The organism is Pseudomonas sp. FG13, assembly GCF_057809755.1.
The window spans coordinates 26,971-38,311 of sequence record NZ_JBMDKO010000054.1 but is presented as its reverse complement, the minus strand read 5'-3'; the positions used below and the strand labels follow the sequence as shown (position 1 = coordinate 38,311).

At 61.1% G+C, this 11,341-nt stretch carries 11 protein-coding genes; 3 read left to right on the top strand and 8 right to left on the bottom strand.

Annotation, left to right across the window (positions count from 1 at the left end; all coding sequences use genetic code 11):
- Nucleotides 1-437: 437 nt before the first annotated feature.
- From ACODTO_RS26215 to ACODTO_RS26180, 8 genes are all read right to left on the bottom strand, one after another.
- Nucleotides 438-1,214 carry an alpha/beta fold hydrolase gene (locus tag ACODTO_RS26215; RefSeq protein ID WP_139642433.1) on the bottom strand — a complete coding sequence of 259 codons (777 nt, stop codon included), beginning with the start codon at nucleotides 1,212-1,214 and terminating at the stop codon, nucleotides 438-440.
- A 23-nt stretch (nucleotides 1,215-1,237) separates the two neighbouring features.
- Entirely contained in the window at nucleotides 1,238-1,744 is a 507-nt protein-coding gene (locus tag ACODTO_RS26210) for a cytochrome P460 family protein (protein WP_175362879.1), read from the bottom strand.
- A gap of 22 nt (nucleotides 1,745-1,766) precedes the next feature.
- On the bottom strand, nucleotides 1,767-2,840 hold the full coding sequence (locus ACODTO_RS26205; RefSeq protein WP_175362880.1) for an alpha/beta fold hydrolase: 1,074 nt from the start codon (nucleotides 2,838-2,840) through the stop codon (nucleotides 1,767-1,769).
- Nucleotides 2,841-2,923: 83 nt separating this feature from the next.
- The gene (locus ACODTO_RS26200) at nucleotides 2,924-4,261 is read right to left on the bottom strand and encodes an epoxide hydrolase family protein (protein WP_139642422.1); all 1,338 of its coding nucleotides are present in this window, start codon (nucleotides 4,259-4,261) and stop codon (nucleotides 2,924-2,926) included.
- Between the two features lie 546 nt (nucleotides 4,262-4,807).
- Nucleotides 4,808-5,455 carry an amino acid ABC transporter permease gene (locus ACODTO_RS26195; RefSeq protein ID WP_139642418.1) on the bottom strand — a complete coding sequence of 216 codons (648 nt, stop codon included), beginning with the start codon at nucleotides 5,453-5,455 and terminating at the stop codon, nucleotides 4,808-4,810.
- A gap of 1 nt (nucleotide 5,456) precedes the next feature.
- On the bottom strand, nucleotides 5,457-6,137 hold the full coding sequence (locus ACODTO_RS26190) for an amino acid ABC transporter permease (RefSeq protein ID WP_139642416.1): 681 nt from the start codon (nucleotides 6,135-6,137) through the stop codon (nucleotides 5,457-5,459).
- 3 nt (nucleotides 6,138-6,140) lie between these two features.
- Complete coding sequence (locus ACODTO_RS26185) at nucleotides 6,141-6,917, bottom strand: amino acid ABC transporter ATP-binding protein (RefSeq protein ID WP_139642414.1); 777 nt, start codon at nucleotides 6,915-6,917, stop codon at nucleotides 6,141-6,143.
- A gap of 16 nt (nucleotides 6,918-6,933) precedes the next feature.
- Complete coding sequence (locus ACODTO_RS26180) at nucleotides 6,934-7,899, bottom strand: substrate-binding periplasmic protein (protein ID WP_139642412.1); 966 nt, start codon at nucleotides 7,897-7,899, stop codon at nucleotides 6,934-6,936.
- Nucleotides 7,900-8,111: 212 nt separating this feature from the next.
- Here ACODTO_RS26180 and ACODTO_RS26175 point away from each other — a divergent pair, with 212 nt between their 5' ends.
- The 3 genes from ACODTO_RS26175 to ACODTO_RS26165 are packed head-to-tail and all read left to right on the top strand — an operon-like array spanning nucleotide 8,112 to nucleotide 11,158.
- Nucleotides 8,112-9,530: an aminotransferase-like domain-containing protein gene (locus ACODTO_RS26175; RefSeq protein ID WP_139642410.1), complete on the top strand. Its 1,419-nt coding sequence runs from the start codon at nucleotides 8,112-8,114 to the stop codon at nucleotides 9,528-9,530.
- Nucleotides 9,531-9,534: 4 nt separating this feature from the next.
- Nucleotides 9,535-10,779 carry an NAD(P)/FAD-dependent oxidoreductase gene (locus tag ACODTO_RS26170; protein WP_139642408.1) on the top strand — a complete coding sequence of 415 codons (1,245 nt, stop codon included), beginning with the start codon at nucleotides 9,535-9,537 and terminating at the stop codon, nucleotides 10,777-10,779.
- A 28-nt stretch (nucleotides 10,780-10,807) separates the two neighbouring features.
- Nucleotides 10,808-11,158: a RidA family protein gene (locus tag ACODTO_RS26165; RefSeq protein ID WP_139642406.1), complete on the top strand. Its 351-nt coding sequence runs from the start codon at nucleotides 10,808-10,810 to the stop codon at nucleotides 11,156-11,158.
- The last annotated feature ends 183 nt before the right edge of the window (nucleotides 11,159-11,341 follow it).

The following is an 11,341-nucleotide window of genomic DNA, read 5'->3' as shown; positions in this document are numbered from 1 at the left end:
AATGCAAGCTGATCCACCGCCATCGCGAGCAGGCTCGCTCCCACATTGGATTAGGAGTGTACGCGGCATTTGCATACGCCATCCAATCCTGTGGGAGCCGGGCTTGCCCGCGAAGACGGCAGTACAGTCAACATCAATGCAAGCTGACCCACCGCCATCGCGAGCAGGCTCGCTCCCACCCTGATCTCGGTCTGCTCACAACATCGGGAAATGCCCCCAATCCCTGTGGGAGCGAGCCTGCCCGCGATGACGGAGGCACAGTCAACATCAATGCAAGCTGATCCACCGCCATCGCGAGCAGGCTCGCTCCCACATTGGATTAGGGTGTACGCGGCATTTGCATACGCCATCGGCCCTATGGGCAATGGATGGCTTGATCGAAAGCCCCCCACTCATCGGGATTCGATGCGTGAGCGGCGCTCCTCAAGACGCAGGAATCACTTCGCCGCAGCCGCTTCCTCGATCAACCGGGCCACCGGTTCCGGGTGGGACACCATCACCACATGGGAAGCCCCCTTGACCACCTTCACATCCCTCGCATCGGCGCGCTTGGCCATGAATGCCATGGCTTGCGGTGGAATGTTCTTGTCCTTGTCGCCATAGATGTACCAGGACGGAATGTGTTTCCAGGCCGGTGTGCCCGCCTGCTCATTCAATGCCGCCTCGGTCACCGGACGCTGGTTTGCCGCCATCAACGCGGCCTGTGCAGCAGGAACGTCGGCGGCGAACTGGTCATGGAACTTGCCCTGCTGGATGTACAGGTCCTTGCCGCCATCGGCCAATGGGACAGGCGCCGCCAGGGTCGGGCCGAGGGTGCTGCCGGGGAACTTCCCGGCCAGCCCGGCGACGGTTTCCCCCGCCTCGGGCGCGAAGGCGCTGACGTAGACCAGTGCCTTTACGTTGGCGTGGTCGTTGGCCGCTTCACTGATGACGTTGCCGCCATAGGAGTGGCCGACCAGCACCACCGGCGTCTGAATACTGCCCAACAGCGCCGAAACCGCAGCGCCATCACCCTTCACACTGCGCAAAGGGTTGGCAGCGGACACCACCGTGTAGCCGTCCTTCTCGAGGATCTTTACCACGCCATTCCAGCTCGACGCGTCGGCAAACGCGCCGTGCACGAGAACGACGGTAGGTTTTACAGTCTGCGCCGAGGCGCTGGCACCGATGAGCAGGCCCGCCGTGCAGGCCAGTGCAGCAATGACTTTTTTCATGGAGAACTCCTTGGATACCTGGTTTATGGAGCGAGACGCGTAAAGACAAAATCGTGGTTCTGCACCCGCGCCTGGTGGCAGGCGAAGCAGGTCTGGTGCTGGGCCTCGTCGGCGGGCTTGCCGTTGATAAAGCGACCGAACCCCCAGCCGCCGGTTGACGCATATTTCTTCGAGTCCTTGACCATCACCTGGACGGTGGTGGCCGCCCCAGGAATCGAGGCCGGCTCGAACTCCGGTGACTGCACATGCTTCCAGGCCAGCTTCACCAGGACCGTGCCATCGGGAAACGGCAGCGTCGAATCCTGGTAAGCCTTGATTGCCCGATCATTGCCCAGCACCGCTCGAAGCTCGTTCAGCGGCTCGGCTTCTTGCGCCGGCGCGATCAGCGGCCATGTGCGGTAGCCATCGGGAAGCTTCACCCCATAGATCGGTGAAGCCTCGCCGCTGCCGGCATCGCCCAGGGCAACGCCGGCGGCGATCAACGCCACCGATGCAACCGCGGCGGACGCCGCCAGATGCTTGAGTTTCATCGTTGCGCTCCCTCGTGCCGAGTCAGAGATGATCGGCATCGATCACGGCTTGGGCGAAGGCTTGCGGGGCCTCCTGTGGCAGGTTGTGACCGACACCCCCGCTGATCAGCCGGTACTCGTACTTGCCGGTAAAGCGCTTGGCATAGGCCTCGGCCGGTGGGTGCGGCGCACCGTTGGCATCGCCTTCAAGGGTGATCGTCGGCACGCCAATGGACGGGAACGCCGCGAGCTTCTTCTCCAGCGCGTCGTACTTGGCCTCGCCCTTGATCAGGCCCAGGCGCCAGCGGTAGTTGAAGATCGATACCGGGACGTGATCGGGGTTCTGCAAGGCGGCGGCGCTGCGGTCATAGGTCGCGTCGTCGAAGTCCCACTTCGGCGAGGCGAGTTTCCAGATCAGCTTGGCGAAGTCATGGGTGTTCTTTTCATAGCCCAGGCGACCACGCTCGGTCGCAAAGTAGAACTGGTACCACCACTGCAACTCGGCGGCCGGCGGCAACGGTGTCTTGCCGGCTTCCTGGCTGCCGATCAGGTAGCCACTCACCGCCACCAATGCCTTCACCCGCTCCGGCCACAACGCCGCGACGATGTCGGCAGTGCGAGCGCCCCAGTCATAGCCGCCGAGAACGGCCTGCTTGATGTGCAGCGCGTCCATGAAGTCGATCAAGTCGCTGGCCAGCGCCGCAGGCTGGCCGTTACGCACGGTCTTGGCCGACAGGAAACGGGTATCGCCATAACCCCGTGCATAGGGAATCAGCACGCGATAGCCCTTCTGGGCCAACGCCGGTGCCACATCGGTGTAGCTATGGATGTCGTAGGGCCAACCGTGCAGCAGGATGACCACCGGCCCATCGGCGGGGCCGACTTCAGCGTAGGAAACGTCCAGCAAACCTGCCTTGACGTGCTTCAACGGACCGAACGAGGTATTCGTGCCCGGAGTGATGGCGCCGATGGTACCGGCCGGCACCTCGGCAGCGCTGGCCTGTGACGAGGTCACAGCCAGGGCGCCCAACTGCATCATGGCAACCGCCAGGACAGCAGGCGCCAGCAGACGCCGGTGCCGCGGTTTTGAGGTGTCTTTCAACAGGGTCGTAGTCATGGTGAGTCTCCCTTGCGAACCGCCGCTCGGCGGTTGCGAGTTGTGAAATCGAAAGTGTCTGCCGGACGTACTGCGGTGCCGGATTATTTCGCCGCCGCACGCAGTGGCCGGAATGCTTCGCGCAGTTCTTCGCTGAACAGTTGCGGCTGTTCCCAGGCCGCGAAGTGACCGCCCTTGCTGACTTGGTTGAAGTAGGACAGCGACGGATAGGCGCGCTGTGCCCAGGTTTTCGGCGCTTGATAGATTTCGTGCGGGAACACGGTGATCGCCACCGGCACCTTGATATCCGAGGTCTTCTGCGCGGCCGCGCTGAAGTTATTGTTGTTGTTCTCCCAATAGAAACGGGAGGACGACGCGCCGGTGTCGGTCAGCCAATAGAGGCTGATGTCATCGAGCATTTCATCGCGGCTGAGCACGCGTTCAGGCTTGCCGTCACTGTCGGTCCAGGCCGCGAATTTCTCGTACATCCACGCCGCCGTACCGGTGGGCGAGTCGGCCAGCAGGTAGCCGATGGTCTGCGGCCGGGTCACCATCATCGCGCCGTAGGCCGCGTTACGACCGAAGAACGTGCTCAGGGAGGTGTAGGCCCGGCGTTCCGGATCGGTCAGGCCCGAGGGGGCCGGATCGCCGCTGTTGATCGGCTTTACCAGCTCCGGCGGCACGGTGGCCGGCATGTTCAGGTGGATACCCAGCAACCCGGGCGGCGCCAGGCGGCCCAGCGCATCGGAAATCACCGAACCATGATCGCCGCCCTGGGACACGTAATGGCTGTAGCCCAGGCGCTTCATCAGCACGTCCCAGGCCTTCGCCACCCGGTCGGGGCCCCAGCCCAATTCGGTCGGCTTGCCGGAAAAACCATGGCCGGGAATGGACGGGATGATCACATCGAAGGCATCTTCCGCACGGCCACCGTAAGCGGTTGGATCGGTGAGCGGGCCGATGGTTTTGAGGAACTCGAACTGTGATCCCGGCCAACCATGGGTAAGGATCAGCGGCATGGCGTTGGGGTGGCGCGAACGCACGTGGATGAACTGAATGTCGACGCCATCGATGGTGGTGATGAACTCCGGCAGGGCATTGAGCTTGGCCTCGGCCTTGCGCCAGTCATAACCATCGCCCCAGTATTTCACCAGCGCCTGGACCTGGGCCAGTTGCACGCCCTGGGACACGTCGTTGACGGTTTCCTTATCGGGCCAGCGGGTGGCCGCGATGCGTTTGCGCAGTTCGGTCAACTGCGCTTCATCGACGTGAATACGGTACGGGCGAATAGCCTCCGACCCGGCCGGTGCGGCACTGGCGGTAGGGTTGTCAGCAGCCAGTGTGACGCCACTGCCGGCAGACAGGGCAAGACCGAACACGCTGACGAGGGCGGATGACGCCAGACAGCGTTGCCAGGTAAAAGCGGAAGAAGCTGCTTGCATAGTGGTTCTCCTTTTTGACTAATCGGCTCAAGCAGCTCGATCAAACCATCGCGATGCCCCATGGCGGATTGCACCATGGTGTCGGTCGATACCTAGGTATGACGTGCGCGGTTTCGTGTGCTGTCTCGACGTGGGTCATTTAAGGACGGACAGGTATCGCGGATGTGTCAGCAACAGCCTGTAAAGAAACAGTCCGTATCGACAAAGGGGCTGGATACATAGAGATACATTGGGGCTCAGCCACGGAACTGTGGGAGCGGGCTTGCTCGCGAAGGCGGTGGCACGTCCGACATCAATGCGAACTGACACGCCGCTATCGCGAGCAGGGCTCGCTCCCACAGGGGATCTGGGGTGGGCAGGATGGTTTGGGTGATTCGAAAAACCAATGTGGGAGCGAGCCTGCTCGCGATGACGGCCGTAAATCCGACATCAATTCAAGCTGACCCACCGCTATCGCGAGCAGGGCTCGCTCCCACAGGGGATTGGGGTGGGAACGATTTGTGGCAGGGTAGAAACTCTGTACCGACCCGATCAATCACGAACATTTCAATGCCGCGTCCTGCGCTCCAGCAATCGCACGCCAAGCGAAAGCGGATAACACAGTACGAAGTAGATTGCCCCCACCAGAATGTAGATTTCCAGCGGCATGAAATACACCGAACTCAGATCCTGGGCACGCAACATCAAATCAGGGGCAGCAATCAGCGACGCCACCGAGGTGTCTTTCAGCAGCGAGATCGCAACGTTGCCAATGGGTGCCAGCACGATGCGAATGGCCTGGGGCAAAACGACCCAGCGCAACACTTTGAGATGCGGCATGCCAATCGCTTTCGCCGCTTCCACCTGCCCTTTCGGCACCGCCTCCAGGCCCGCGCGGTAGATCTCCGACAGGTAGGCGGCGGCGTTGAGCCCCAGGCCGATCATAGCGGCCTGGAATGAACTGAACTGCACGCCGATCTCGGTCAGGCTGAAGTAGACGATGAACAGTTGCACCAATGCTGGCGTGCCGCGAAACACTTCGATGTAGAACAACGCCGCACGCCGCAATGAGCGACTGCCGGACAACCGCGCCAGCGCCACCAGCAAGCCGACGACCAAACCGATCACCAGCGCACCAAACGCCAACTGAAGCGTGGCCCAAGCCGCTGTCAGGAACTCGACATGGGTTGCTTCCCACAACTCGCCATAGCCCATATCAATTCTCCTTGACAACTTTGAGACGGCGCTCGGTGCGAGCAGCCCAATGTGAAAGCACCAGGCTCAAGCCCAGGTAGATGACGGCCAGCAAGAAGTAGATCAGGTTGGTCTGGTAGGTTTCGCTAACCAGCATGCGTGCCTTGAAGGTCAGTTCAGGCACCGCGGCAGCCGATGCCAGCGAAGTGTCCTTGAGCAGGCCGATGGCAAAGTTGGCCATCCCGGGAATTGCGACCTTGAACGCCTGCGGCAACACAATGATGCGCATTGCCAGGGAACGGGTCATGCCAATGGAAAATGCCGCTTCGCTTTGGCCTCGGTCGATGGTACGGATGCTCGAACGGAACACTTCCGACAGAATGGCTGCACCATTGAGGCCAAAGCCGATGATCGCCGCACCGATTGCCGGCAACGTGATGCCGATGTAGGTCAGTCCGAAGTACAGGATGAACAGCTGGGTCAGGATCGGTATGTTGCGAAACACCTCCAAGTACACACTGGCGATCAGGCTCAGGATGCGGCTGCGCGAAAGCCGCATCAACGCCAGGCAGAACCCCAACAGGGCCGCCACGACAAACGACGCGGCCGTCAGGCCAACCGTGGTCAGCGCCCCGATACCCAGCACATTCAAAAAGTACGGCAGCATCTCGATGGCTTTGCTCAGTGCAGTCGAATCGAACATCGATCAATGCTCCTGCACGGCACGGATGAAGGAGCGGGTGCGTTCGACCTGGCTCTCGCGGAAAATCTGCCGGGGCGGACCCTGTTCGACAATATTGCCATCGGCCATGAAGATCACCTGATCAGAGATGCTCTCGGCGAAGCTCATTTCGTGAGTCACGATAATCATCGTCATACCCTCCTCCGCCAGCTTGCGCATGACGTTCAGCACCTCGCCTACCAGTTCCGGGTCCAACGCCGAAGTAGCCTCATCGAACAGCATCAACTTAGGTCGCATCGCCAGCGCCCGGGCGATGGCAATGCGTTGCTGCTGCCCGCCCGAGAGCTGTTCCGGGAACGCATCACGCTTGGCGAACATGCCCACTTTGTTCAGTAACTCCTCGGCCATCTGCACCGCTTCGGCACGGTTGCGCTGTTGCACCTTGAGCGGACCAAGAATGATGTTTTCCAGCACGGAAAGGTGCGGAAACAGGTTGAAACGCTGGAACACCATACCGATGTCGGCACGCATGCGCGCCAGCTCCTTATCGCTCATGGGTACTTTCCGGTCACCCGCCAGGCGCTGGCCGATCAGCTCGTTATCAATGTAGATGTCGCCTCGAGTCGGCTCTTCCAGGTAGTTGACGCAGCGCAACAAGGTGGTCTTGCCCGACCCGCTGGGGCCGATGAGCGAGATCTTTTGGCCTTGCTGGACGCTGAGGTCGATGCCTTTGAGCACGTCCAGGGTACCGAAGGACTTGTGGAGCCCTTCGATCCGCACCAGTGGAGTTGAATCAGCCATAAGCCATCTCCTCGATTCAGGCGAACGCCTGACTGAAATCCCGCGGTGGGTGCTCGAAAGGCCCAATCAGGTTGCCCTTCTCGTCCCGGTCCACGCCAATACGCGGATCCTTGGCCGGCGGCGCCAGGTAATCGGGATTCTTGATCCCGTACTTGGCAAGGACCGGTTTGATCTGATCGGTCGCTTTCAACCAGCGCAACCCCTGGTTGATGCCGTCGAACAAGTCTTGGTGCTGCGGATGAACGCCCCAGATCGCTTCGAACTTGGCGGTCAGGCTGGGGAATTTTTCATCGTAGGCCATGGGGATCTGTTTGAGCTTGAGGCTCGGGTCCTGGAGGATCATGTAGTCGATAGTGGGCGCGTCGAGCACCGCGAAATCCAGGCGTCCTGCGCGTACATCGCGCAGGCAGGAGTCCGTATTGTCGTAGAGCTTGACCTCCTTCACCCCTTCGATCTTCTTCATGTCCGGAATGGTGAAATAGCCAGTGATAGCACCAATGGTGCGGCCCTTCACGTCGTTGACACTCATCGAGGTGGTATAGGGTTCGTTGTCGCGCATGATCACGTAGGCACCGGTGTAGAAAACCGGGTCGGTCAGCAACAGGATTTTCGAGCGCATCGGATTCCAGGCGAAGTTGCCACCGAACCAGTCGGCGCGTCCCGACCTTACGGCTTCGACCACCGCCGGGAAGCCCATGGTCAGCACGTCGAGCTTGAGTTCGAGGCGATCAGCGATGATTTTCAGCAGCTCAAGATCGGTGCCTACGGGGGTACCTTCGCGCAGTGCGCCCAGTGGCATGTCACCTAGGCACGCGGCTGTCAGGTAACCGGGGCGCACGGTCTTGATCGGCTGTCCGGCGGCGAACGCAAAGGACATCGGGCCCATTGCGCTACCCACCAGTGCGGCCAGTGAGCCATAGCCGGTGGCCTTGAGCAGCCCGCGCCGGGAAATACCCTGGGAGTCGAATTTGAAGTCGGACATGGATCACCTCTTGGCAAATTATTGTGTTGGACCATTCAAGCCAAACAACTCAAGCACCGTCCGTGGCCGGATTAATTGTCATGCATTACAAACAATACAATTCACACACTAAATACGGTTTTTAAGCTTGTCAATGACCTTTGTATCGGATAAAAAGCAATACAAATTCGTTCATTGCCGTGCAAAGAGCATGACAATCAGGATATAGCACCATGAATCAATTCGAAGAACTGCTGGATGAGCTCAAGGCCAGTGCGGCCTTGCAACGTGACAAGGCAGAAACCCTTTACGCCCAATTGGCCGATTCCCTGGCCGAAGCGATCAGTAACGGCCGGCTCAAGCCAGGTGAGCGCCTGCCACCCCATCGTGAGTTCGCCAGTGCCTTGAGCGTGAACATCACCACCGTGACCAAAGCCATGGCGGTGTTGCAACAAAAAGGCCTGGTGGAAAGTCGGCCCGGCCGCGGTACCCAAGTCGCGCAACCCCGACATCCGGCGGCGCAATTCCAGTCGGCACCCAGCAACGACCCCAGCACTGTCGACCTGAGTGTCAATCGCCCCGCCACCGACGGCTTCAATCGGGCGCTGGCGCAGTTGTTGCCGCGCCTTTCCACTGATCCGCGCTTTGGTGACATGAAGGACTATCATCCGTCCGAAGGCCCGCTCTGGGCCCGGGAAGCGGCCGCGCAGTGGTTGTGTCATACCGGCGTTCAGGCCCAGGCCTCGCAGATGCTGATTGTCGAGGGCGCCCAGCACGGCATCGCCAGTACGTTGCGCAGCCTGACCAGCAGCGGCGATGTCGTGCTGGCCGACAGCGTCACCTACCAGGGCATCAACGCCTTGTGCCGTTCACTGGGTTTGATCCTGGTGGGCGTCGACGCGGATGCCCGCGGCATGTCCCCCGAAGCCTTGCGGCAGGCCTGCGCCGAACATCAGCCGCGACTGCTGTTCCTGGTACCGTCTATACAGAACCCGACCGCCATCACCCTTGACGCCAAGCGTCGCGAAGAGTTGGCACACGTGATTCGGGAAACCAACCTGCTGGTGATCGAAGACGATGTCTATCGCCCCCTGTTGGATCAGTCGCCGCCGCCTTTCGCCGCGTTGCTGCCAGAACGGACGATCTACATCTGCGCGCTCTCCAAATGCATCGCACCGGGGTTGCGCATGGGCTTCGTCATGGCCCCCCCCACACTGGTGCAGGACATCGCAGCCATGCAGCGCATCGATTGTTGGAGTACTTCGCCGCTGAGCGCGCTGATCGCCACCCGACTGATCGAAGACGGTCACGCCGAGCAACTGGTCGCCGAACAACGGGAAGAATTGCGCGTGCGCCAGGCACTGCTCGCCACTCACCTCGAAGGTCTGGAATTCCAGCACAGCGCCACCGGGACCCACGCCTGGCTGGTGTTGCCGGAACCCTGGACCGGCTCACGCTTCGCCCGACTGTGCCACGACCGTGGCGTCGTGTTGCTTGCCGGAGGCGCATTCACCCTGCGCCCCGAACTGTCGCCACAAGCGGTGCGGATCAACATCTCGGCAGCCCTATCCCGGGAGCAACTGGTCAAAGCCTTGAACGTCATCAGCCAGTTGGCCCGCCAGGGTCATCTCTACATGCACAACCGGATCTGAGGCCATGACACAGCCCGTTCATTGCGAAATCGCCGTGATCGGCGCAGGTGTCGTCGGAGTTGCCACGGCACTCTGGCTGCGCCGTCAGGGGTATCAGGTGCTGTTGCTGGAGCGTGAGGCCGTTGCCTCGGGGGCGTCCTACGGCAATGCTGGCACACTCGCGCCCTATGGCGTCATGCCGATTGCCCAGCCGGCGCTGCTGAAGGCGATTCCGACGCTGTTGTTTTCAAAGGAGTCGCCCTTCGTCATCAACTGGAAACGCCTGCCACAGCTGATGCCGTGGCTACTGCGGTTTCTCAATGAATGTCGTACTTCGCGGTGCGAGGCCAACACGTTGGCCCTGAGCACGATTCTCCAGCATACCTACAGCGGCTATGCCCCTCTGCTGGCGGACTGTCCCCAGGCCGACCAGCACTTGCATCACAACGGGTGCCTCTATGCCTACAGCACCGAGCAGGGATTTGCCGGCGCGCAGGCTGCCATCGAGTTGCGCCGCTCCCTCGGCCTCGCCCAGCAGGTGCTAACTCCGGCGGATGTTGAACGACTGGAACCTGCGCTCGCCGGAAAATCGGTGGCCGGCATTCTGTTTCCCGAGTCATCCCACATGGATGATCCCCAAGCCTTCATCGAAGCGCTGGTCGCGCCGTTGGTTGCCGAGGGAGCGCTGCACCGGGCGATGATCACAGGCATACAGCGTCGGACCGAGGGTCTGCAACTGTCGAGCGCAGAGGGGCGAATCTACCATGCTGATCGGGTCGTACTGTGCGGCGGCGCCTGGTCGGCGCTCCTGGCGCGACAGGTGGGGGATCATATTCCACTGGATACCGAACGTGGCTATCACATCGAATTCGATCTGCAGGACACCCTGCTCAATCGCCCGTGCTGCCCGGTCGAGAGCGCCTTCTACATGACGCCCATGGCCGGACGATTGCGGGTAGCGGGCACGGTGGAGCTCGGCTCGATCAACGACCCGGCCAATCCACAGCGCTTTGATTATCTGGAACGCCACGTGCGCCGTGTGATGGGCATCACTCAACCGGTCGCACGTCGATGGTTGGGGTTGCGCCCCTCCCTGCCCGACTCCTTGCCCGTGATCGGCCCCTCGCCCAACGAACCACGAATGATCTACGCCTTCGGTCATCAACACCTGGGCCTGACCCTGGCCGGCGCCACCGGCCAGTTGGTCGCCGACTGCATCGTCGGCAAGGCGCCACGGTGGCTGGACAGTTTTTCAGCGCAACGCTTCTGAGCAACGCCTTTCCACAGGAGAGCCTTTGATGCACACCCTTGAGCGCAAACACACAAACGCTCGCATGAGCCAGATTGTTATCCACGGCAATACCGTGTACCTGGCCGGACAAGTGGGCGAACCACAGCACAGCGTCGCCGACCAGACCCGCACTGCGTTGGCACGGGTGGATGCCTTGCTTGAACAAGCCGGTTCATCCAGGGAGCAACTGTTGCAAACAACCATCTGGCTCGCCGACATGGCGGATTTTGCGGCGATGAACGCAGTATGGGATGCCTGGGTCCCGGCAGGCCACGCACCGGCCCGCGCTTGCGGCGAAGCGAGACTGGCTGATCCGGGGTTGCGGGTTGAAGTGATAGTTTGTGCTGCCAAAGGATGAGGCAAGCTGAGCCACCGCTATCGCGAGCTGGCTCGCTCCCACAAGGGATTTGTGGTGAACGTGATTTCTTTGGGCGACTCGGAAAACTGTGGGAGCGAGCCTGCTCGAGATAGCGGTGGGTGAGTCAGAGCGATTGTCACCCAGGCGCCAGGACCTGGATGACACCATGACTCAGTTGACCGG

Coding starts and splice junctions, on each gene's coding strand:
- ACODTO_RS26215 (WP_139642433.1), bottom strand. CDS start 1,214: ATGAAAAAAGTCATTGCTGCACTGGCCTGCACGGCGGGCCTGCTCATC.
- ACODTO_RS26210 (WP_175362879.1), bottom strand. CDS start 1,744: ATGAAACTCAAGCATCTGGCGGCGTCCGCCGCGGTTGCATCGGTGGCG.
- ACODTO_RS26205 (WP_175362880.1), bottom strand. CDS start 2,840: ATGACTACGACCCTGTTGAAAGACACCTCAAAACCGCGGCACCGGCGT.
- ACODTO_RS26200 (WP_139642422.1), bottom strand. CDS start 4,261: ATGCAAGCAGCTTCTTCCGCTTTTACCTGGCAACGCTGTCTGGCGTCA.
- ACODTO_RS26195 (WP_139642418.1), bottom strand. CDS start 5,455: ATGGGCTATGGCGAGTTGTGGGAAGCAACCCATGTCGAGTTCCTGACA.
- ACODTO_RS26190 (WP_139642416.1), bottom strand. CDS start 6,137: ATGTTCGATTCGACTGCACTGAGCAAAGCCATCGAGATGCTGCCGTAC.
- ACODTO_RS26185 (WP_139642414.1), bottom strand. CDS start 6,917: ATGGCTGATTCAACTCCACTGGTGCGGATCGAAGGGCTCCACAAGTCC.
- ACODTO_RS26180 (WP_139642412.1), bottom strand. CDS start 7,899: ATGTCCGACTTCAAATTCGACTCCCAGGGTATTTCCCGGCGCGGGCTG.
- ACODTO_RS26175 (WP_139642410.1), top strand. CDS start 8,112: ATGAATCAATTCGAAGAACTGCTGGATGAGCTCAAGGCCAGTGCGGCC.
- ACODTO_RS26170 (WP_139642408.1), top strand. CDS start 9,535: ATGACACAGCCCGTTCATTGCGAAATCGCCGTGATCGGCGCAGGTGTC.
- ACODTO_RS26165 (WP_139642406.1), top strand. CDS start 10,808: ATGCACACCCTTGAGCGCAAACACACAAACGCTCGCATGAGCCAGATT.